Below are 22,085 nucleotides of genomic sequence, written 5' to 3' on the forward strand. Positions count from 1 at the left end.
CAACGCGTGCGGTCTATAGCTCCCCGCAACGCGGACAGCGGCACGGATGTCGTCGACGCCTGGCTCGCTGCCTCCCGTCGTCCACGCCTCAGGGTCTCGTGACGAGCTCGATCAGCACGGGCCAGTGGTCGGAGATCCCGCTACCTGCATCAAAGTCGTAGCGGCGGGGCGACACGAAGCCCTGGCCGGTCGTTTCCACCTGCTGGGTTGAGACAACGGCCGTCCGGAAGCTCCCCAGATTGGCGAACCAGCCCACCGGACTTGGCCTCTCGGTCAGCAGGCTGTCGGAGGCCAGGAAGAAGTCGAGAAACGACCACGTGAACCAGGAGCGGTTGCCGGGCCGCGCATTGCGGAACTTGTTGGACCCGGGCTCGGCGCAGCCGGTCCTGACCTCCGGCGGGACATTCCAGCGGCCCTCGGACAGGAGCCGCCCGAACAGGTCGCCCTGCGGCTCGTTGCAGGGAAAGTTGAAGTCCCCGCCCGCGACCGCGATCGCGTCGGCGGGCAGCGCCGCGCTGAGTCCGTTCAGCGTCTGCATCGCGCGCTCGCGGCATTCGATGGGATTACCACCTGACGGGAAGTGGACGGCGTACAGGTGGAGCGTACGCCCATCCGGCAGGGTGAGCGGGGCCGAAACGATATCCCGCGTTGCCCGGCACTGGCCGGCGTCATTGCCGAAGTCCACCTTGTGGGCCGTGGGAGGGGAGGCGGAGGGCAGGCGCGAGAGGATTCCGACATCGATACCACGGTCGAGGTCCGTGACGGTTGTGTCGAGTTCGATTGCTGTGGTGTACCCGAGACCGGCGAGGAACTCGGTGTTCAAGCGCGCGAGAATGGCCGGATTCTCGAGCTCGGGCAGGATGATGACGTCGGGCTGGGGACGCACTGCCCGGATCACATCGGCGATGGCCTGGAGCTTGCGGGAGAGCTTGTCGTCCGTCCAGTCGATGTCGAGGCACTCCCGCGCAAAGGCCGGGATCGGATTGACCTGCCGACAATGCGCCGCGTGGTCCGGGCGGGCATCCTTCACCGCTTTGGGCAGGAAGGTGTCGTCGAAGGGATTGGCGGGATCATCGGCCGTGTCGAACAGGTTCTCGACGTTCCAAGACATCAGCGTAATGGTGCGGAACTCTTGCCCCGCCGCCGCAGTCGCAGCGGCGGTCACGATTACGACCAGCAGGGTTCGGGCGAGCCACACCATCGCATTGTCCTCCACATCCGAGACAGCATGGCACGGGAGTGTGACACGCAATTGGAGCCAGGGCGATCAGGCCGTCACGACATCCAGAGGATGAGAGGGGAGGGCAGGGCAGGTCAAACCTCAATAGCGAACCTTCGCACGGCCGCGCTGAGGGGCTGCCCGGACCCGTATCTGACGGTCCGCTCTTAAGCCGACCGACCGGAAAGCCGAGATGTCCGCTTTGATCCTATATGAAAATTGTCCTTGGTCGCATGGGCTTACAAAGCGATAATTCCGTCCTGGAATGGCCGGTCCAGCGGAACTCAGTGCAGTGTGAGCACATTTCAAATCACGCGCGTAGACGTGGGTAGATGTTCCATGGATTCCGAAGCCGACGCACCAGCCCGGCCAACAGGCGACCCTTTATTACTCAGCGAAGATTATGAGGCCATCTTGGAGGCGCTGCCCAGGCCCACTCTCGTTATCAAGCCAATCGACTACGTCATGGTCGCTGCAAACAGGGCCCGATATCGCGCGACGAACACGCGAGAGGAAGACACCATCGGTCACAAGCTGTTCGACGTCTTCCCGGATAACCCGGACGATCCGGAATCGACGGGCGCTGCGAATCTCGCCGCCTCACTGAGACGCGTGGTCGAGACCAAGCGGCCCGACACAATGCCGGTGCAGAAATATGACATCCCTGACCCGGGCGGTGGGTTCGAAGAACGCTGGTGGAGCCCCACGAACACGCCGGTGCTGGGACCCAACGGATCGGTCCGCTACATCATCCATCAGGTGGACGACGTCACCGCGGAGGTGCGCGAGCGGAAACGAGCGATGCTGGCCGAAGCCGAGCATGTCAGGTGTCTTCAGTTGGCGGACGCGATCCCGGGCTTGGTGTTCGAAACCGACACCGAGTGCCGCAACATCTACGTCAACGAGCAATTCCTCGACTATACCGGTCTGCCGCTTGAGACGCTGCTCAATGACGGTTGGTGTCACGTCATTCATCCGGACGAACGTGATCGGGTTGTGTCGGGTTGGTGTGAGGCGCTGCAGTCCGGTCGCAACTTCGAACGTGAGTGTCGCATAAGGAGGATGGACGGCGAGTGGCGTTGGTTTACCGTCCGAGGAACACTTCTGCGCGACAGCAAGGGTCGGGTGGAACGGGCCGTTGGCATTTGCACGGATATCGATCGGGCCAAGCACGACGAAGCCGAGTTGCGGGAAAGCGAAGAGCAGTTCCACATGATGGTGGATGCGCTCCCGCAGCTTGCCTGGATGGCGAGCGAAACCGGGTGGATCTACTGGTATAACCGGCGTTGGTACGAATACACGGGCACCACCCTCGAAGATATGGAGGGCTGGGGTTGGCAAAAGGTGCATCACCCCGACCATGTGAACAGGGTTATCGAACGAATTCAGCACTCCTGGCGAACGGGCGAACCGTGGGAGGACACGTTCCCGCTCCGCGGTGCGGATGGCCGCTATCGCTGGTTCCTATCCCGCGCGACGCCGCTTCGTGACGCCGAGGGCCGAATCACGCGCTGGTTCGGCACCAACACGGACATCACCGCGAAGCAGAAGGTGGAGGAATTCCAGGCGCTCCTCCTTCGCGAGACGAGCCATCGCGTGAAGAACAGTCTGTCGCTCGTCTCCGCGCTGCTTCAGCTGCAGTCGCGCAGGCTCGAGGGATCCGCACGCGCCGCGCTTAAAGATGCTTCCTCGCGCGTCCATGCTGTGGCGACAGTGCACGATCAGCTATGGCGCCAGGCAGACGCGCGCGAGGTCGATTTACAGTCGTTCCTGACAAGTCTCGCATCGGCATTGTCGGAAAGTGCACCTCGGCACAAGACTGTGGTGGATGTTGAGCCCGCGACCGTGTCAGCGGATATAGCCGTGCCCGTTGGCCTGCTCGTCAACGAGCTGGTCACCAATGCTTATAAGTATGCCTATTCGAGCGGCAGCGAAGGCGAGGTCCGTATCACCGGCGAGCGCTCGGACGATGAAATCTACAAGCTCGAAGTATCGGATTCAGGTCGGGGGCTGCCGCCCGATTTCGACCTCGATCGCTCCGGCACGAGCTTGGGAATGCGTGTCATCTCCACGCTGGCCTCACAGCTGAACGCGCAGATCGAGCTTGGCTCGTGCGACTCGGGCGCCCGTTTCACCGTGAAGCTGCCGATAGCGGCATAGACCCTGCGACCAATCAGCCGGGCCGGTTGTCGAACATGAACGGATGGCCGTTTCTGGGAACGGCGATGGCGTTGCTCGTCGGCTGCAAATAGCGCCAAGCGGGTGTAACCGTGGTGCCCTCTCAACGTCCGTTCCTGGTACATTGAAGACGTCGCACTTTGGGTGTGATCAAAGACGAAGAGGGTCGCCTCAGATTGATGCGAGAAGGGGCGTATAGCTTTTCTTGTAGAGGGCCTGGCCGAAGTACTTCAACAGAGGGCCGCTGACGAAGGCAGGGAGAGTTCGCATCTTGTCGCGGGCCGCACATTGCTTCTGCACCCATGCCACACGCCGCTCGCGACGCTGGACAAAGACTTCCAGAGCGGCGTCTATAGCCACATTCTCCGAAAGGAGCTCGGCCAGCACGAGAGCATCCTCACAGGCCAGACCTGCTCCCTCGGCCATACTGGGCGAAGACGCATGCGCAGCATCCCCAATGAGAATGATACGATCTCGTCGCCAGATCCCGCTGGGGACGGTCTCGATATGGCTGAAATGCACCTTTGTCTCAGGAGGCATCGTCTTCACGAGTGAGGCAGGCGAACCTGAAAAGCCGGAGAAAAGACGTTCAAGACTGGTCGTGTCGGAGTAGTGCGGCGTTGCATCCAGTTCCACAGAGCGATCCGCATAGACGTAAACCATTGAGGGGCTCACCGAAATGGCGAGGAGCGTCTGACGCTGGCCAATCATCGCGGTCCAGCTATCAATGCCGCCGGTGTTCTCTGTCAGGAAGCGCCAGCAGATATATCCTGCATAGACTGGCGTTATGCTCGGGAATGCGAGCTCGCGTACACGCGAACGAATACCGTCCGCCCCAACCACAAGATCATAGCGCTCCGTCTTCCCGTCCTCAAAGGTGACTTCGCAGGCTTCAGATGCTGACTGGATGTGGCTGACGGATCTGGCCATGGCAACGGACGTTTGCTTCAACCCGCTCAAAAGGATCGAATGCATCTCAGCACGGGTTAATGCAAGGCACGGGCCACAAGCGCCCCAGAAACTCTCGGTGTTGATGGCGTTCAATTCATGGCCATCCTGGCTCAGAAATCGCTGATAGCGAATTGGCATGGCAACACGAGCAATGTCTGGAAGGAGTCCAAGTTGAGAAAAGGCCCTCGAGGCGTTGCCGGGGAGGAAAAGGCCTGTGCCTCCTGCGTTCGATGTGGTCTGCCTTTCCACAACCTCCGCGATAATGCCTCGCTGCTCGAGCGCGCGGGCGAGGGACAGCCCTGCGATGCCCGCTCCGACGATCAAAATTCTCACCATGCGTCTCCTGATTGTTTAGTGCTCATCACGAGCGCAAGATCCTGTGGGAGAGTGGGGCCGGATCAAGAATTGCTCCCAAACACACGGTACCGCAGTACGAAGCAAGAATGTGAGTCTGGAAAGCAACCGAGAAGCCTCTGCAATCGCTGAATGCAGTTTGGATCTTGGCCCGTAAGCCATCATTCAGGACCGAATAACTGATAGACAAGGGTACTGTCTTGCAACAGGTGGAGCAATGCGATCGCTCGGAGCACTGACCGGGTGGCTCGCACCCTAGGAGGCTCATGATGACAGTTCATCGTCCGACAATGCTGCTGATTCTGGATGGCTGGGGCTGGCGCGAAGACACTGCGGACAACGCCGTTAGACAGGCCCGCACGCCGAATTTTGATCGGCTGTGGTCAAGCTATCCCCATGCCTTCCTCCGAACCTCGGGTCTCGACGTCGGGTTGCCCGATGGTCAAATGGGCAATTCCGAGGTTGGGCATCTCAACCTCGGAGCGGGGCGGATAGTGATGCAGGACCTGCCGCGGATCAATCAGGCGATCGCTGATGGCAGCATCGCAGCAGCCCCTGCATTGACCCAACTGATTGCGCGACTGCGGGAAACAGGTGGGACGTGTCACCTCTTCGGCCTGATTTCACCAGGAGGGGTCCACTCGCACCAGGACCATGCTGTGGCCTTGGCAAAGGTTCTCAGTGCAAACGATGTACCCGTGGCCCTCCATGTGTTCACCGACGGGCGCGACACGCCACCCGATTCCGCAGCTGCGTACGTCCGATCCCTTGAAGAGGCTCTGCCGGCAGCAACGACGATTGCGACGGTCAGCGGCCGTTACTTCGCAATGGATCGTGACAACCGTTGGGATCGCGTATCACAAGCATTCGAAGCCCTGGTCCGAGGGCAGGGGATCCGGTTCGACACGCCGCAAGACGCCATTGCGAGCGGCTATGCGCAGGGTACGACGGACGAGTTCCTGCCACCGTCCGTGATGGGTGATTATCGCGGCATGCAGGATGGCGATGGGCTGCTCAGCTTCAACTTCCGCGCCGATCGCATTCGCCAGCTTCTCGACGCGCTCCTCAATCCGGAGTTCAGCGGATTCGCTCGCGGCGAGGGACCAGGTTTCGCCGGCGCGGTCGGCATGACCTCTTACAGTTCAGAGCTCGACCAAAGGATGCAGGCATTGTTTCCGCCTCAGACGCTGACGAACGGGCTTGGGGAGGTGGTGGCGAAGGCGGGATTACGCCAGCTGCGAATGGCTGAGACCGAGAAGTATCCGCATGTCACGTACTTCCTGAATGGAGGAGCCGAGGAACCATACCTGGGGGAAGAGCGGATCATGGTTCCTTCACCGAAGGTCGCGACCTATGACCTTCAACCAGAGATGTCGGCACCGGAGCTCACCGCGCGTGCCGTCGAGGCGATCCGCTCAGGCCAGCAGGACTTGATCGTCCTCAACTTCGCAAACCCGGATATGGTCGGTCATACCGGGAGCTTGCCCGCGGCTGTCAAAGCGGTGGAGATGGTGGATGAAGCGCTTGGCCAGATCGCAGATGCCATCGAGGAAGCCGGAGGCGCGCTCCTTGTGACAGCCGACCACGGCAACTGCGAACTGATGCGTGATCCGGCAACGGGGAGCCCGCATACGGCTCATACAACCAATCCTGTCCCCGTCATTCTGGTCAGTGGTGGGTCTGCCATGGTGAGAGATGGCCGTCTCGCTGATGTTGCACCGACGCTGCTCGATCTCATAGGGGTCGCGCAACCAATGGAGATGACCGGCCAATCGCTCCTTTCAGCCGGCGAGCGAATAGGATGAGACACATTGGGGTTAGCGCAAGATCTGCTCCTGATTGAGCGCTAACGGAGTACGTAGCAGGAATGTGCCCTCTCAAGCAGACACAGATCTTGCGCTGGCCCCTAACCAGTCGACGATCTTGGGAGTCCAGCATATCGGGCCTGCCCGCCTGGAAAAGCGGACCTGAGGGGCACGGCTTGGCAGGCCTCAGCGATCCGGAGGCTGCCATCACCTGTGCCGGGCCTCCCGTGCCACCTAGCGGGCGGAGACCCAGCGGATGGGTTTGTAGTTCTTGCCCTTGAGCTTGGCTTGACCCCAGATCGACTCAAGGTAGCGCGTATCCCCAAGGATGATGCCGTCCAGTTTGGCAGCTCGGTTGATGTCGACGCTTTCGTGCTTGCCCTTGAGCCGTTGCGTGTCCTTCGGGGACATCCGGGTGACGAAGGTCACGACAAGGCCGGGAGAGCCCTCGACCTCGTAGGAGTTGAACAGACGTAGGCCATCCGGCTTCTCGTCCATGAGCCGCTCGACGAAGGCGAAACCATTGTTCTCCGCGTGCAGCCGAATGTCCGCAAGGGTCGTCTCGCCATAGGTGAAGCCAGGGAAGTCGGCCGGCTTGCCATCGGGGCGGCCTCCCCATGTCTCCTCGGCATAGGCAATCCGACCATTCCCGGGTTCCGTCGCGAGCGCGAGCTTGTTGCCGTCAGGCAGTCTCCACCGGACCTCCTCGTGAGGCCCTGCGGCAACCTTGGAGATTGGCTTCCCCGCCGCCCTTGTTGCCGCGGCGATCTCGTCCCCGATGCCGATGCCGTTCAGGGTCTGAGCCTGCGTTCCCGCAGTTAGGGCAAGAAAGCCGATACCGGGGATCGCGCCCCGCGCTACGATGGAAGTGAAGAATCTCATGATGGTCGTTGGCAATGGGAGCCGACAACCTACCTTTGACAGGACTTCAGTCAATCGGACGTGGCCATTCCTTGGGCATTCGCAGATCCATAGTTGCAGAGGGATCACAGCTTCTTGCAGTGCGCCTGAGGGTTCGTCGCAGCTAGGATGAGCTCAAGAGCAGGTCGCATCGCCAGGCAGCTAAACGCATTTGGCTGGTGGGCTCTTGAAACTGGAGAGTACCCCGGCCCCCAGATCCTTATGCTCCCCGGCTCGCTCAAGTTCAGGAGATGTCACCAAAGATATCACACGCCATAGACCTAGCGGACGTCGGCTGCGTTTCCCAATGGGAGCTCCATCGTCGCGCCCGCCCTGCGGTGGGATCTGTTCGAGGACGTGTCTCCCTTGGATCAGGCCCGATGCGCGACGAACCAAATAACGGAGATGCCGTCCAGGCCGAGATGGCGGATCTGCGCGCCCTGTTCCAGCAGGCGCCCGGCCACATGGCGGTGCTGCGCGGGCCGGATCATGTCTACGCCCTGGTCAACGACGCCTACCGGCGCATCGGCGGCGCGCGCGATCTGATCGGCAAGCCGGTGCGCGAGGCCCTGCCGGAACTGGCCGGACAGGGCTTCTTCGAGCGGCTCGATCAGGTTTATGCGACTGGCCAGCCCTTCGTCGGGCACCAGATGCCGGCGAAGGTCCAGCGTCAGCCGGATGGCCCCGCCGAGGAGATCTTCGTCGACTTCGTCTACCAGCCGATCATCGGAGCGGATGGGGCGGTCTCCGGTGTCTTCGTCGAAGGCAGCGATGTCACCGCTCGGGTGCGGGCGGCCGAGTACCAGCAGCTGCTGCTCAACGAGCTCAACCATCGGGTCAAGAATACGCTGGCCACGGTGCAGTCAATCGTGTCACAGACACTGCGCAATGCGCCCACCCCACCCGAGGCGCGCACCATGATCGAGCAGCGCATGATCGCGCTGTCGCGCGCCCATGACGTGCTGACCCAGGAGAAGTGGGAGGGGGCGGATCTGCACGCGATCGTGGCTCAGGCGCTGGCGCCGTTCCGCGAGCCGGGACACGAGCGCTTTCATGTGCGCGGGTCGGGCGTGCGGCTGTCGCCGCGCATGGCACTTGATCTGGCAATGGCTTTGCATGAACTGGGCACCAATGCCCTCAAGTATGGCGCCCTGTCGGATGCCTCTGGTGCGGTGGATCTCACCTGGCGCGTGGACCACCACAGCACACCGCCGCACCTCAAGCTGCGCTGGAAGGAAAGGGATGGTCCGCCGGTCGCGCCGCCCATGCGCCGTGGCTTCGGCACCCGGCTGATCGAGCGCAGCTTGGCCCAGGACCTTGGTGGTGAGGCCAGGATTGAGTTCGCCCCGGCCGGCGTCGTGTGCACGGTCGATACCCCACTCATCACCTCAGGCGACATGGCCAACCCAGACCCGGCACAACCCGCAGCACCGCCCACCTGACCAGTCGGAGATCGCGGCTACACCAGCCATGCCTTTCGTGAGCACATCTGGAGCATCGGTGCGAAGCCGGCGATCCCGCCGCAGCGCCACGAGGCGCCAGTCGCTTGCCCAGATTGGATTTACAATAACCGCAATGTCGTCGAGCGGCTCTGGGCCAGATTGAAGGAGTGGCGAGCCGTTGCAACTCGCTACGAAAAGACCACCTCATCTTTCATGGGCATTCTCTGCCTCGCCGCTACACTCGATTGGATCAAGCGATGACACGCCCTAATCGGTACTTCGCATCCTATGTTCACCGTTGAACATCTGACTTCGCTTGAACAGACCATCAAGAAAAGCCGCTTTGTGGCGACCGTCGGCCCGATTACAAGCGAGCAGGCTGCCAAGGACTTTATTGCCGAGCACTCCCATCCGGGAGCCAACCACAATTGCTGGGCTTGGCGGGCAGGTCAGAGCTATCGCTGCAGCGATGACGGAGAGCCCAGCGGCACCGCCGGCAAGCCGATCCTGCAGGCCATCGATCGGCTGATCCTCGACAATATGGTTTTGTTGCAAACCTTGGTGGAGGTCGAGCGAGAGCCGGATCAGATCTTCATTCAGGCAGCTGCGCTGAACAGAGTAGCAATGAAGTCACGCTGAGCCTGCATGTCGTTTGCTGGTGCGCTTACAATCTGTCCCTTACGGATCATCGCCATCGCCTCATAGCCGGCAATCGTCTGCGAGGCGGACGCGAAGCTCTTGAAGCCCAGCCCTGGTCGAACCAGTCGTTTGATGCGCCGGTGATCCTGCTCGACGATGTTGTTCAAGAATTTCACCTGCCGAAGCTTGGCAAAGCGCCAGAGTTCTCCAGCCCGTTTCATGGCCTTCACCGCAGTTGGATAGGCGGCGTTCTTGTCGACCGTGATCGTGCGTGGATTCATCGTATGTGACTGCTTCAGCGACTTGCGGAAGAAGCGCCGGGCTGCAGCCACACCCCGTTTGGGCGAGAGCAGAAAGTCGACGGTTTGGCCGCGCGCATCGACGGCACGGTAGAGATAGACCCACTGACCCTTCACCCGAATGTAAGTCTCGTCCACACGCCAGGAGCCATTCGTCATCCGCAGGTGCGGACGGATGCGCTTGTCCAGTTCAGGAGCGTAAGTCTGAATCCAACGAAACAAGGTCGTGTGATCGACCTGGATACCCCGATCGGCCAACATGCGCTTGAGATCGCGATAGCTGATTGGAAATTGCAGATACCAGCGGACTGCCCACAGGATGATTTCCGCCGTGAATTGCCGACCCTTGAACGGGTTCTTGTTATTTTGCCTCACCGCCAGCCCCTCTCGACATCCTCCTGTCGTAGCTCAGGCGGAGCAATCTTCAAAGTTGCAACAGAACCGGCGAGAATGCCGTGGTGCCGCAAGCTGAGATCGCGAGCGCCTACGAGGTTCGGAATGATGTCGCGGTCGTCTTGGTGCTCTCCCGCCGAGACATCGTGGAGTTCAAATTGCCTCTGGGCAAAGCGGGCCTCGCTCGCAGAGCGAGATCTTAGGGGCTTTTCTGCCGTGCTCCTTGTTCGCGCTGGAGCGGGTCGCTGGTCTGGCGCGGGATCACGAGGCAGCCGGTCCGAGGCCAAGACGGTCAACGGCAACAGCCTTATGGGTGCGAGGAGGCCACTGAGTTGGTGGCTCGAACCCTATTGCAAGTCGAGCGAATGCTGCTCAGGATGGGGTGCACGGCGCCCGGGGTACCTGGCGCATGAGTTGCCTTAGAAAAGGCGAGGGCTGGTCGGCCAGCTGTCCGCGCGCAGGGAGAACTCCATGGAAGAAGACAAGCTTCGGTCATTAATTGGCGCCGTCAAGGATGGGCGCATGTCGCGCCGCGGCTTCATCGCCCGGATGGCGTCGGTCGGGTTTACGGCTCCGATGGCAGGCATGCTGCTCGCTCAGGCAGGCGTTGCCTTCGCGCAGACCCAACCAGCCTACAAGCCGACCAAGGCCGGCGGCGGCGGACCGCTCAAGCTCCTGTTCTGGCAAGCCGTCACCCTTATCAACCCGCATTTCGCGACGGGAACCAAGGACCAGAACGGCTCCCGGGTCTTTTATGAGCCGCTCGCCGGCTGGGACAAGGACGGCAACCTCATCCCGTTTCTCGCAGCCGAGATCCCGAGCCGCGAGAACGGCGGGCTCTCTGCGGACGGCACCACCGTCACCTGGAAGCTCAAGCGCGGCGTGAAATGGCACGACGGCCAGCCCTTCACCGCCGACGACGTGGTGTTCAACTGGGAGTATGCGATCGATCCGGCGACCGCCGCCACGACGAGCGGCTCCTACACCAGCTTGAAAACCGTCGAGAAGATAGACGACCATACTGTCCGGCTCGTCTTTAAGCAGCCCACGCCGTTCTGGGCCGACCCCTTCGTCGGCGTGGTCGGCATGATCATCCCGAAGCATGTCTTCGCGGAGTATAAAGGCGCCAAATCCCGCGAGGCGCCAGCCAACCTCAAGCCTGTCGGAACCGGGCCTTACAGGTTTGTCGACTTCAAGCCTGGCGACATCCTGCGCGGCGAGCGCAACCCCGATTACCACATCCCCAGTCAACCCCATTTCGACACGATCGAGATCAAGGGCGGTGGCGATGCCGTCTCGGCGGCCAGGGCGGTGATTCAGACCGGTGAGTTCGACTACGCCTGGAACATGCAGGTCGAGGACGATATCCTCAAGCGCATGGAGACGGGTGGGCGCGGCAAGGTCATCACGGTTCCGAGCGGCGATCTGGAATTCATCATCCTCAACACCACCGATCCCTGGACCGAGATCGACGGCGAGCGCTCGCACGCCAAGTCGAAGCACCCCACGCTTACCGATCCGGCGGTGCGCCAAGCCATCAACCTGCTCATCGACCGGGACTCGATCCAGCGGTTCATCTACGGCCGCGGCGGCACGGCCACGGCGAACTTCGTCAATGCTCCGGAGCAGTTCCGTTCGCCCAACATGAAATACGAGTTCAATATCGACAAGGCGAACAAGATCCTCGACGAAGCCGGTTGGAAACAAGGCGCAGACGGGATCCGCGAAAAGGACGGCAAAAAGCTCAAGTACGTCTTCCAAACTTCGATCAATGCGCCTCGCCAGAAGACGCAGGCGATCATCAAGCAGGCCTGCCAGAAGGCCGGCATCGATCTCGAGCTCAAGTCCGTGACGGCGACGGTGTTCTTCTCGTCGGACGTCGCGAATCCGGACACCTACACGAAGCTCTATTGCGACATGGAGATGTACACGACGACGCAGCCGCAACCTGATCCGGAGCGGTTCCTCAATCAGTTCGTCTCGTGGGAGGTCGCGACGAAGGAGAACAAGTGGCAGGGGCGAAACATCTCGCGCTATGTCGATCCGGCGGCCGACGAAGCCTACCGGGCGGCGCAGAAGGAGCTCGATCCGGTCAAGCGTGCTGCGCTTTTCATCAAGATGAACGACATCTTCTGCAGCGCGAACGTGATCCTGCCGATCATCTCCCGCACGCGAACGGCTGCCTGCAGCAACACCCTGGTGCCCAACTACAGCGGCTGGGACGCCGACCTGTGGACGCTCAACAGCTGGTACCGCGAGGCATGATCCCTCAGGTGACACGGACTGGCAGATACGAGGGCGCCCGGTGACGGATTACGTGATCAGGCGCCTCCTCGTGGCGATCCCGAGCCTGCTCGGGATCAGCCTCATCCTGTTCACAGTGCTGGCGCTCGCGCCCGGGGACCCGTTCAGCGAGCTTGCGACAAACCCGAACATCCCGCCTGAGGTGCGGGCGAACCTGCGCGAGAGTTTCGGGCTTGATGACCCCATTCTGGTGCGCTACCTGCGCTGGCTTGCCGCGATGGCGCAGGGCGACTGGGGCTTCTCGTTCGCGAGCCGCGTCGACGTCGACACGCTCATCCTCCAGCGTGTGCCCACCACGCTCTTCGTCATCGGATCGTCCCAAGTTCTAGCGCTCGCCATCGCGCTGCCCGTCGGGATCTATGCCGCGACCCGTCCTTACTCCGTGTTCGACCAGATCGCGAACACCCTCGCCTTTGTCGGGTTCTCGCTGCCAACCTTCTTCACGGGACTGCTCCTCATCCTGATCTTCTCAATCAAGCTCGACTGGCTGCCGTTTGTCTACAGGGCCGACATCCCGGAGACTGGCTGGCGCTGGTATTGGGAGCACGCCCGGCAGGCACTCATGCCGGTCCTCGTCCTGGGCCTGTTTCAGGCAGCGTCCTACACTCGTTACGTGCGCGCGGCAGTGCTGGACGTGGTTCGGCTGGACTATGTCACCACGGCACGCGCTAAGGGCTTGCCCGAGCGGACCGTGACGCTGCGCCATGTTGCGCGCAACGCCCTCATCCCGGTGGTCACCCTCGTGGCGTTGCAGATGCCCGCAGTCTTCGGCGGCGCCATCGTCACCGAGCAGATCTTCCGGGTGCCCGGCATCGGATCCCTTCTCATCAACGCGATGCTCGCGAATGACACCCCGGTCGTCATGGCGGTAACCTTCGTCTTCGCCTGCCTCGTCGTATTCTTCAACCTCCTCGCAGACGTGCTCTATGGCTGGCTCGATCCCCGCATCTCTTTCCGATAAAGCGGCTTCCCCAGTTGCTCGCTCCGCCTCACGGGGCAGCGAGACCTGGCGGCGGTTCCGTCGCCACCGGCTGGCGGTGGCGGGGGCTTTCATCTTGAGCTTGATGTGCCTCGGCGTGATGTTCGGATCCCTGCTCTGGCCCGTCGCAATCAATGACATCGACTTCGCGGCAACCTTGCAGGGCCCGTCCCTCGCTCATCCGTTTGGCACCGACGACCTGGGCCAGGACCTGCTCGCGCGCATGATCTATGGCGGGCGCATCTCGCTTGCGGTTGGATTCGCCGCGATGATCATCGCGACCCTCGTCGGGGTCGTGATCGGCGCGGTCGCCGGCATGTCCCGCGGCATCGCCAACTCCTTTCTGACGTGGCTTACCGACCTCTTCCTGTCGCTGCCGCAGCTGCCGCTCCTGCTTCTCGTCATCTATCTCTTCCGCGACCGGCTCAAGGTTGTGTTCGGCCTAGAGGGCGGTGTCTTCGTCGTGATCGTGCTGGTGATCGGAGGCTTGCGCTGGATGCCAGTGGCTCGCTTGGTGCGGGCGCAGTTCCTCTCTCTGCGGGAGAAGGAATTCGTCGAGGCGGCGCGCTCCCAAGGCGCGAGCCGGTGGCATCAGGTGATGCGTCACATTCTGCCAAACGCGCTCGGGCCTGTGATCGTAGCGAGCACGATTGAGGTCTCGACGGCAATTATCGCGGAGTCGACCCTCTCGTTCCTCGGCCTTGGCTTCCCACCGGACATTCCCACGTGGGGACGCATCCTTTTTGACGCCAAGGATCATCTTGAGTTTGCTCCCCACTGGGCGCTTTTTCCAGGAGCCGCGATCTTCCTCACTGTCCTGTCAATCAACTTCGTCGGTGACGGCCTGCGCGATGCGCTCGACCCGCGACGTATCATCTAGAGAGCAGGCCGGAGCGTGATGGAATCGATCCTCGATGTTCAGGAACTCACGGCCGCCTTCCGCGTCGAGGGTGCGTGGCGCCCCGTCGTGCGCAACCTATCCTTCTCGATTGGGCCGAAAGAGACCGTCGCCATCGTGGGCGAGTCGGGCTCCGGCAAGAGCGTGACGGCCCTTTCCATCATGCGCCTCCTGCCCCGCGATACGAGCCGGGTCACGGGGCGGGTGCTCCTCAAAGGCCGTGATCTCCTGGGATTGCCGAACGCCGAGATGCGCCGCGTTCGTGGCGACGACATCGCCATGATCTTCCAGGAGCCGATGACCAGCCTCAATCCCGTGCTGACCATCGGCTTTCAGATAGCGGAAGCGCTGATGCTGCACCGGCGTCTCTCGCGGGCAGAGGCCGACGCGGAGACGGTGCGCCTGCTGGAGAAGGTGCGCATCCCGAATGCAAGAGCCCGTCTCGACGACTACCCTCACCGGTTCTCGGGCGGCATGCGCCAGCGCGTCATGATCGCCATGGCGCTCGCCTGCCGGCCGAAGCTTCTCATCGCCGACGAACCGACGACCGCCCTGGACGTGACCATCCAGGCGCAGATCCTCGACCTCGTCAAGAGCCTCCAGGACGAGGAGGGCATGTCCGTCCTCTTCATTACCCACGACATGGGTGTCGTCGCCGAGATTGCTGACCGAACCGTTGTGATGCTCGACGGCGAAGCGGTCGAGAGCGGGTCCACGGAGACGATCTTCGCCAGGCCGCGCCAGGGCTACACGCGCGCGCTCATCGCCTCCGTGCCGGTGCTCGGCTCGATGGCTGGGCGACAACATCCAATGCGCTTTCCTGTCGTCGATCGTGCGACCGGGATCCTGGAGCCCGCCGTCGAGACGCCGGATACGATCGTGCCGTCGACACGGCCCGTGCTCGAAGTCAAGGACCTGACGACGCGCTTCGATCTGCGGTCCGGCCTGTTCGGCCGGGTGGGCGGACGGGTTCACGCGGTTGAGAACGTCTCGTTCAGCCTCGCTCGCGGCGAGACGCTGGCGCTGGTTGGCGAATCCGGATGCGGCAAGTCGACGACGGGACGTTCCGTCATGCGGCTGATCGAGCCGCTCGCCGGCTCTGTCCGGCTCGACGGTGAGGACTTGATGGGGCTCAGCCCCCGCGAGCTGCAGCAGCGCCGCAGGCTCATCCAGATGATCTTCCAGGATCCGTTCGCAAGCCTCGATCCTCGCATGACGATCGGCACCGCAATCGCCGAGCCACTTCTGATCAATAAGCTCGCAACGCGGCACGAGGCGCGTGAGATCGCCGCCGATCTCCTGAGCCGGGTCGGTCTCTCGCCCGACATGACCAGGCGCTTCCCGCACGAGTTCTCCGGCGGCCAGAGGCAGCGCATCGCGATCGCGCGAGCTCTTGCGGTGGGGCCGAAAGTCATCGTGGCGGACGAAGCAGTCTCGGCGCTGGACGTCTCGGTCAAGGCCCAGGTCGTCAACCTGATGCTCGACCTGCAGGCGGATCTGCACCTCGCCTTTCTGTTCATCTCCCACGATATGGCGGTCGTCGAGCGCGTGAGCCACCGCATCGCCGTGATGTATCTCGGCGAGATCGTCGAGATTGGGCCGCGCAGCGCGATTCTCGAGAACCCTCAGCACCCCTACACCCGGCGCCTCCTTGCCGCCGTCCCGGTGCCCGACCCGACGCGACGCGGCAGCCGCCATCGGGTTTCGGACGGGGATATCAAGAGCCCCATCAGGTCAGTCGACTACCTCCCGCCGGAGCGCCTGTACCGGGAGGCGTCGCCAGGCCATGTCGTCCAGGTCTGGGGCGAGGAGTGGAATGACCCGATACTGGCCAGGGATCTTCAGGGAACGTTGCCCGGCTGACCGCTCGAGCCGTCGGGTGCGGTCGGAGGGGGCGCCCTTGCTGTTGCCGATCCCAGCCTGACGGCAGATCGCATCCGGGCCTAACGCAATCTTTTTGTCCGGTCGGTACTGACTAGGTTCGAAGCCAATCAAAGGTCCGCTTCTGGCAGATAGTGTTGAAAAAGTCCGCAAGAGCCGTTTTTCGTGCGGCTGGCATACAGGATGCTGAGCCTGGTCTGGTACACTGACCCCAGTAATAGACCGACGCAGCAGTGCCCGGCAGTTTTTCAACAAAATCGGCACGAGACGGAAGTAAGCTGAATGTCTGCCCTGGCAAGGAACAGCAGACGTTCCTGGAAGACAGGGATCATCAGTACATGACCCGCTTTAGACGTTTTTGGTAAAGATACCGCGACTTCGCAGACGCGGCCCCTGAGATCGCATCGCAACGCGCCAGGTCACTCCCAAAGCGTAAGTCGGAACTCGAATAAGGACATCACTCGATGACCGTATCGGCACCGCTGATCAGTGAGGGCGGGATGGCGATGCTGAGGGCCTTTGCCGTTTTTAGATTGATGGCCAACTCGACTTTCGTGACGAGTTGCACCGGCAGATTGGAAGGCTTCCCGCCGTTCAGGACCTGCCCGGCGTAGCTGCCGGCACGGCGATGCGATTGCGCGAAGTCGCCGCCATAACTCATCAGGCCACCTGCCGTGGGAAAGTCGCGGGACTGCGTGACCGCGGGCATGGAATAGCGAAAGCACAAATCGGCAAGCTGCGTACTGCGGAAAGCGAAGTAAGGATCCGAGGTGAAGACGAGCCCTCCTGCCTGCTCTTGGGTGGCGGCCAAGAACATCGCTTCAAACTCACCTTCGGTGCTGGCATTCATGACATGGAGCCGAACCCCGAGAGCCTCGGCGGCCGTCTGGAGGTTCCGCACCTGTGAGCCCGAGGTTGGGCTGGTCGGGTTGACAGCAACGGCGAAGGACGAAGCAGCCGGACGCAGCTCATGCATGAATTCCAGCCGCTTGCGTGAGACTTCCACGCTCAAACTCGAAACGCCGGTGAGATTGCCTCGCGGCCGCGACAGGCTGTCGACCACGCCGAGCGCGACGGGGTCGCCCCCCATCTCGAAGACAATGGTGATCGTCTTCGTCGCCGCTTTCGCAGCGAGCGCGGCAGGTGCGCCGCCGGACGCGACGAGGACAGTGACCTGTCGGCTGGCGAGATCAGCTGCCAGCGCGGGTAACCGGTCGTACCGGCCTTCTGCCCATCGGTATTCAATCGCTACATTGCGGCCCTCGACATAGCCGGCATCGGCAAGGCCTTCCCGGAACGCCTTGAGGCGACTGTCGAACGGTCCGGGCGATTCCGGCGCGAGATAACCTATGACGGGCATTGCCGGAGTTTGCGCGCGCACCGGGAGTGTCCATGCCGCCGCACTGCCCAGCCATGCGAGCACGTCCCGCCGTCTCATCGCATCAGCATCTGGGCGTGAATGCGAGGGACATACGCGAGATGGGATTTCATTCCAGCCACTGTCATCCGGTCATCTTGCAGTTTTCAGGAGCATCCGACGACTTGCTGCCATCATAGCCGCAATAACCGTTTCACGAAACCAGTTTGAGCGACCCTAGAGGAGGGGCGATCAAGAAGCTTCAGGCCGCTTAGCGAAGGCTACGCGGTACACTAGGAACTCTTCGTCGTAGCCCTTGATCAGACGCATGCCGATCGGGTGCACGGTGCGCTTGTCCTTAACCGCTTCCGCAACCGTCGCGTCTGCAAGGATCTCGCGATCCGAGGCCGACGCGCACAAGCGGGCGGCGAGGTTTACGACGCTGCCGATGGCGGTGTAGTCGAACCGGCTCTCGTAGCCGATCCGCCCGACCGTGGCCGGTCCCATGGCAAGTCCCATCCCGAACCCGATCCGGTAGCCTCGCTCCTGCCAGTCGACGATGAGTTTCTGCACGCTCACCTGCATCTCCACCGCCAGATCGACAGCCTGCAGTGCCGGCTCGGCGACGGAAACAGGGGCGTTGATCAGCAACATCAGCCCATCGCCCGAAAAGCTCGTGAGAGTGGCCGCATACTTGGTAATTATCTGGCCCAAAGCATGGTAGTACTCCGACAGGACGCTCATCACTTCGTCGGGAGCCGCTCTTGCCGAGAAAGCCGTAAAGCCCCTCAAATCGCAGAAGACAGTCACCACCTCGGTGCGGCGGCCTTCGAGCACGTCGTCGTCGCCCGTGCGGTCAACCAGCTCCGCCACCTGGGGCGCCAGAAACCGCTTGAGTTTGGCAATTCGCTCCTGGCGTTCCTGCGACACTGCGAGTCCGGCCGCCATTGCGTTGAAGCTTTCGGCCAGCCGCTGAAGTTCGTCTCCTGTGTTGATTTCAATCCGGTGGTCGAACTGTCCGGCACCGATGCGTTCGGTGCCTTCCTCGAGCAAGTGGACCGGCTTGGTCATCCGGCTGGCGAGAACATAGGCCAGCAGGCCTGCGAAGGCGGCACCGGCGAGAAGAAGCCCGCTCGTTCTCCACAGAGCCGCATAAATCGGCCTGAAGGCTTCGGTGAGAGGCTGCTCGACCACAACGGTCCAATCGGGGCCCGTTACGGGTGTGGCGGCCGCCGCAACGGCTATGCCCGCTGCGTTCCGACTCGTTGCCACATCCGCACCGGCGCGCCTCACTGCCTCCCGGATCTCCCGAAAGGGAGCGAGCGTGGTCTCATCGGCACCCCGCAGCACAAGGCTGATGTCTGGATGGGCCACGAGCCGCCCCGGCTCATCAAGCACGAAGGCGTGGCCCGTCTGTCCGATCCTGATGGCCGCGATCACGTCCCAGATCAGCTTCAGGTTCACCTCGGCGACAACCATGCCGACGGACGGCCGGTTACCGGACATCGCGATCGTCATGTAGGGCTCGGAGTCTCGATAGTAGCTCACCTTGCCATACCAGAGCCCGGCCGAGCGGGCTCCTGCAACCGCCACGTCGGCGGAGCTGTCCACCCGGCTCTCGTTCCGGTTCAAGCCTATGCGCGAGACATACAGACGTTCGCGACCATTGCCGTCGATCAGGGTGAGGCTGACGATGGCCGGCACCTGTCGCAGCAGACGCAAGGCATCTATGCGCCGCCTCTCGTCCGGTTCTCCGGTCCAGGGGAGTTGAACCAACCAGCCCAGCTGATTGGTGATGCCGTCGAGGAAGCCCTGGATCTTGGTTCCCGCTGACCTCGCCTCGACACCCAGAAGCTGCTCGAGCCTCGTCCGTTGATCGCGATAGCCAAACCACGCCTCACTAACGCCATTGGTTGCGAGTGGGATGACCACGGCCAGAAACAGCACGAGGAAGTATTTCTGAAAGAGGCCACGGAATCGCAGATGCTGCCTGGCCATGATCTATGCGCCTCAGCCGGGTTCGCCGAAGACCCGCTGGGGCGGCAACGCAGGGATCGCATGGTGCGTCGAACCGGAAGGCGAATAGATCATCAAGATCCCTAGACCCGCAGCTGTCGTATTCCAGCGATTATGAAGCCAAGGGCGGCAACATGCCAGTAATTTGCCACTATAGAATGCAACTATTCTTTGCCCTCGGCACCTTAATCCGAAGAGCATATTCCGCCTTCCGATCACTAAACTAGGCGCCACCCTGGGGTCACGTTCCTGAATCTCCTGGCTATTCTCTTTCTGCTCTGGCCCCAATCCGACCAGACAACTTACATGACTGTCCTTCGGTAGATCATCGAGGCTTTGGTCCGCCGCAGTGAGTGTGTGCCGTAGGCCAAGGGATCCAGCCCAATCGCACGAAGCCAGGATCCGAGCAGGCGAGCGTACTGGCGCGTAGTCATGGATCTCTGCCGATTGATCCGGCTTGGAAACAGCGGCTCGCCCTTATGCAGGTCCTTCTTCTTGAGCCAGCGCCCTACAGCCTCGCGGGTCTGCTCCGTGATCTCATACTGAGCGGGTCTCCCTGTCTTCCGCTGGATCACGGTGGCGCGGGATCGCACCCGCCCATTGAGCGCCACATCATCCACTCGGAGCGCGATGAGGTCACAGGCGCGCAGCTTGCTGTCGAGCGCGAGGTTAAACAGAGCCAGATCCCGAACACGTTGCGCAACCTGGAGTCTGACCCGAATGGACCAGATCTCCTTCGCTTTGAGAGGCGGTTTGGGTCCAATCAGCTTGCCCTGGTTCCAAGGTGTCGTGATGCGGAGAGGATGGTCAGCGATCCCTTCTTGCATTGCAGTGCTCCTGAAACGAAGCCCCCGCAATGAACCTTGGCCGCTTGTGCCGACAGGAAACCCAGGCTGAGAATGTCCCAAAGCCTTCGTCAGCTTACCCGGGCGAGCCAGACGTATTGCACCTTGCGCCAATCTCCTGCTCGGACCCATTTCGGACATTCCCGGATCAGTTCTGCCATTCGACTCTACGATCCATAACATCCCGTTCTGCGAACCCGGTTACATTGTTAAGCAGGAGAGGCAACCGGGGTCAGCCGATAATAATCCCGCAAAACTCATCATCGTGATAGGATGAGCGCGTGTCCGTTCGACTTTGCCGCCTCGGCATCATGAAGGACCCTCACTATGTCGGACAATCCAGGTCACGGCGTTGATCGGCGGGACTTCATGATCGCAGCCATTGCCTCGGCTGCCCTCGCAGCCGAGGCGGGCGCGGCAAACGCCCAGGGCACGACGCCCTCGCCTGCAAGCACGGTTCCGGCAATGCCCCAGGGAACGGCCTACACCGGCGACGTGATCGACGGGAAGAAAGTCGTCAGTGCGCTCGACGTCAACGACCTGGAACCGGGGCAGAAGCACCTCTTGTATTTCCAGGGTGTTGAGATGCCTACCGGTCAGCACTGGTATGTGTCTGTGACGGTCGCGAAGGGAGCAAAGCCGGGCAAGCGCGGCGTCCTGACCAGTGGCGTGCATGGCGACGAGATGAGTTCTGTGCATACGGTCCAGACCGTGATGAACCAACTCGACCCGGCGCAGATGTCGGGCACGGTGATGGCGGTCACGGACGTGTCCCGCCCAGCCCTGGAAAGCATGCAGCGCAGATGGCCCAACCAGGGCAGAGGCATCAATCTGATCGATATGAATCGGGAGTGGCCCGGGAACGAGAACGGCGCTACCGCGCCCAGCCGACATGCCGGGCTTCTGTTCAACCGGCTGCTGCGGCCGAACGCCGACTTCGCGATCGACTTCCACACCGGGACAACCGGATTCGAAGTCACCGGATTCAATGTTGGCGGTATGGATGTGCCCGAGGTCAAGGCGATGGTGGAGCTCTATCCCGTCGGCCAGATCTTCGACAATCATGTATATCCCGGTGTCCTGCACAACGCGTTTATGGACGTGGGCATCCCGTCCTTCACACCGGAAATCGGCGCTGCGCGCGTCCTGGACCGCGAGATGGTTTCCCTGTTCGTGGAAGGCACAATGAACGTCCTCAAGCATCACGGCATGATTGCCGGGCCAATGGGACGTACGGGCAAGGACGTGACTGTCTTTGTCGGCAACAGCGCGTTCCCGATCCTGGCCACCGCGGGCGGGCTCGTTGAGCATCTGGTCAAACTCAACGACAAGGTCGAAGTCGGACAGAAGGTTGCCATCCAGCGCAATAGCTTCGGCGAGGTGGTTGCGGAGTATACAAGCGGCGTAGCCGGAGAGATAACGGGCCGGCGCAGCGATGCAATGTCCGAGCCCGGCAACCCCTTGGTATTCATCCTTTTCAACAAGGCGACGCCGGAGGACATCGAGGTTTATCCCGAATAGTTCACACGCGCGAGCCAACCATCTTTTTTCGAGAGACCTCCTTACCTCTGTCGCGACGGGTGAGGAGGTCTTTTTTGCCTCGCACTGCGGCTTGATTCCACAGC

General features: G+C 61.8%; 15 protein-coding genes and 2 pseudogenes. 10 read left to right on the plus strand and 7 right to left on the minus strand.

Annotation, left to right across the window (positions count from 1 at the left end):
• Positions 1–88 precede the first annotated feature (88 nt).
• Positions 89–1,201 carry an endonuclease/exonuclease/phosphatase family protein gene (locus ACS5Q1_RS28295; RefSeq protein WP_473101311.1) on the minus strand — a complete coding sequence of 371 codons (1,113 nt, stop codon included), beginning with the start codon at positions 1,199–1,201 and terminating at the stop codon, positions 89–91.
• A gap of 243 nt (positions 1,202–1,444) precedes the next feature.
• On the opposite strand from ACS5Q1_RS28295, the gene ACS5Q1_RS28300 reads away from it, so the two are divergent.
• Complete coding sequence (locus tag ACS5Q1_RS28300; protein WP_473101312.1) at positions 1,445–3,379, plus strand: PAS domain-containing sensor histidine kinase; 1,935 nt, start codon at positions 1,445–1,447, stop codon at positions 3,377–3,379.
• Positions 3,380–3,568: 189 nt separating this feature from the next.
• Here the strand turns inward: ACS5Q1_RS28300 and ACS5Q1_RS28305 are convergent, their stop codons facing one another.
• On the minus strand, positions 3,569–4,684 hold the full coding sequence (locus ACS5Q1_RS28305; protein WP_473101313.1) for an FAD-dependent monooxygenase: 1,116 nt from the start codon (positions 4,682–4,684) through the stop codon (positions 3,569–3,571).
• A gap of 287 nt (positions 4,685–4,971) precedes the next feature.
• Between ACS5Q1_RS28305 and gpmI the strand changes: the two genes are divergently transcribed.
• Positions 4,972–6,507, plus strand: coding sequence for a 2,3-bisphosphoglycerate-independent phosphoglycerate mutase (gene gpmI / locus ACS5Q1_RS28310; RefSeq protein ID WP_473101340.1), 1,536 nt, complete (start codon positions 4,972–4,974; stop codon positions 6,505–6,507).
• 234 nt (positions 6,508–6,741) lie between these two features.
• Here the strand turns inward: gpmI and ACS5Q1_RS28315 are convergent, their stop codons facing one another.
• Entirely contained in the window at positions 6,742–7,389 is a 648-nt protein-coding gene (locus ACS5Q1_RS28315) for a hypothetical protein (protein WP_473101314.1), read from the minus strand.
• A gap of 398 nt (positions 7,390–7,787) precedes the next feature.
• On the opposite strand from ACS5Q1_RS28315, the gene ACS5Q1_RS28320 reads away from it, so the two are divergent.
• The 3 genes and pseudogenes from ACS5Q1_RS28320 to ACS5Q1_RS28330 all read left to right on the plus strand — a co-directional run.
• Complete coding sequence (locus ACS5Q1_RS28320; RefSeq protein WP_473101315.1) at positions 7,788–8,849, plus strand: sensor histidine kinase; 1,062 nt, start codon at positions 7,788–7,790, stop codon at positions 8,847–8,849.
• 3 nt (positions 8,850–8,852) lie between these two features.
• Positions 8,853–9,110 (plus strand): annotated as a pseudogene (locus tag ACS5Q1_RS28325) (transposase); the annotation flags it as partial.
• Between the two features lie 27 nt (positions 9,111–9,137).
• Positions 9,138–9,407: pseudogene (locus ACS5Q1_RS28330) on the plus strand (YigZ family protein); the annotation flags it as partial.
• Positions 9,408–9,445: 38 nt separating this feature from the next.
• On the opposite strand, the gene ACS5Q1_RS28335 reads toward ACS5Q1_RS28330, so the two are convergent.
• Complete coding sequence (locus ACS5Q1_RS28335) at positions 9,446–10,162, minus strand: IS6 family transposase (protein ID WP_473101316.1); 717 nt, start codon at positions 10,160–10,162, stop codon at positions 9,446–9,448.
• Positions 10,163–10,651: 489 nt separating this feature from the next.
• Between ACS5Q1_RS28335 and ACS5Q1_RS28340 the strand changes: the two genes are divergently transcribed.
• From ACS5Q1_RS28340 to ACS5Q1_RS28355, 4 genes are read left to right on the plus strand one after another with little or no spacing between them, the layout of a single operon-like run.
• The gene (locus tag ACS5Q1_RS28340; RefSeq protein ID WP_473101317.1) at positions 10,652–12,445 is read left to right on the plus strand and encodes a peptide ABC transporter substrate-binding protein; all 1,794 of its coding nucleotides are present in this window, start codon (positions 10,652–10,654) and stop codon (positions 12,443–12,445) included.
• A 40-nt stretch (positions 12,446–12,485) separates the two neighbouring features.
• Positions 12,486–13,445 carry an ABC transporter permease gene (locus tag ACS5Q1_RS28345; protein ID WP_203446206.1) on the plus strand — a complete coding sequence of 320 codons (960 nt, stop codon included), beginning with the start codon at positions 12,486–12,488 and terminating at the stop codon, positions 13,443–13,445.
• Positions 13,411–14,343: an ABC transporter permease gene (locus ACS5Q1_RS28350; protein WP_473101318.1), complete on the plus strand. Its 933-nt coding sequence runs from the start codon at positions 13,411–13,413 to the stop codon at positions 14,341–14,343. Before ACS5Q1_RS28345 ends, ACS5Q1_RS28350 begins: the two co-directional genes overlap by 35 nt.
• An 18-nt stretch (positions 14,344–14,361) precedes the next feature.
• The gene (locus ACS5Q1_RS28355) at positions 14,362–16,224 is read left to right on the plus strand and encodes an ABC transporter ATP-binding protein (protein ID WP_473101341.1); all 1,863 of its coding nucleotides are present in this window, start codon (positions 14,362–14,364) and stop codon (positions 16,222–16,224) included.
• Between the two features lie 475 nt (positions 16,225–16,699).
• Here the strand turns inward: ACS5Q1_RS28355 and ACS5Q1_RS28360 are convergent, their stop codons facing one another.
• The 3 genes from ACS5Q1_RS28360 to ACS5Q1_RS28370 form a co-directional block, all read right to left on the minus strand.
• Entirely contained in the window at positions 16,700–17,680 is a 981-nt protein-coding gene (locus ACS5Q1_RS28360) for an ABC transporter substrate-binding protein (RefSeq protein WP_203446207.1), read from the minus strand.
• A 171-nt stretch (positions 17,681–17,851) separates the two neighbouring features.
• Positions 17,852–19,597: a HAMP domain-containing protein gene (locus ACS5Q1_RS28365; protein WP_473101319.1), complete on the minus strand. Its 1,746-nt coding sequence runs from the start codon at positions 19,595–19,597 to the stop codon at positions 17,852–17,854.
• Positions 19,598–19,917: 320 nt separating this feature from the next.
• Complete coding sequence (locus ACS5Q1_RS28370) at positions 19,918–20,442, minus strand: tyrosine-type recombinase/integrase (protein WP_473101320.1); 525 nt, start codon at positions 20,440–20,442, stop codon at positions 19,918–19,920.
• 345 nt (positions 20,443–20,787) lie between these two features.
• Between ACS5Q1_RS28370 and ACS5Q1_RS28375 the strand changes: the two genes are divergently transcribed.
• On the plus strand, positions 20,788–21,981 hold the full coding sequence (locus ACS5Q1_RS28375; protein ID WP_473101321.1) for a M14 family metallopeptidase: 1,194 nt from the start codon (positions 20,788–20,790) through the stop codon (positions 21,979–21,981).
• Positions 21,982–22,085: the final 104 nt, after the last annotated feature.

The sequence above is a fragment of the Microvirga sp. GN3 genome (genome assembly GCF_055792825.1).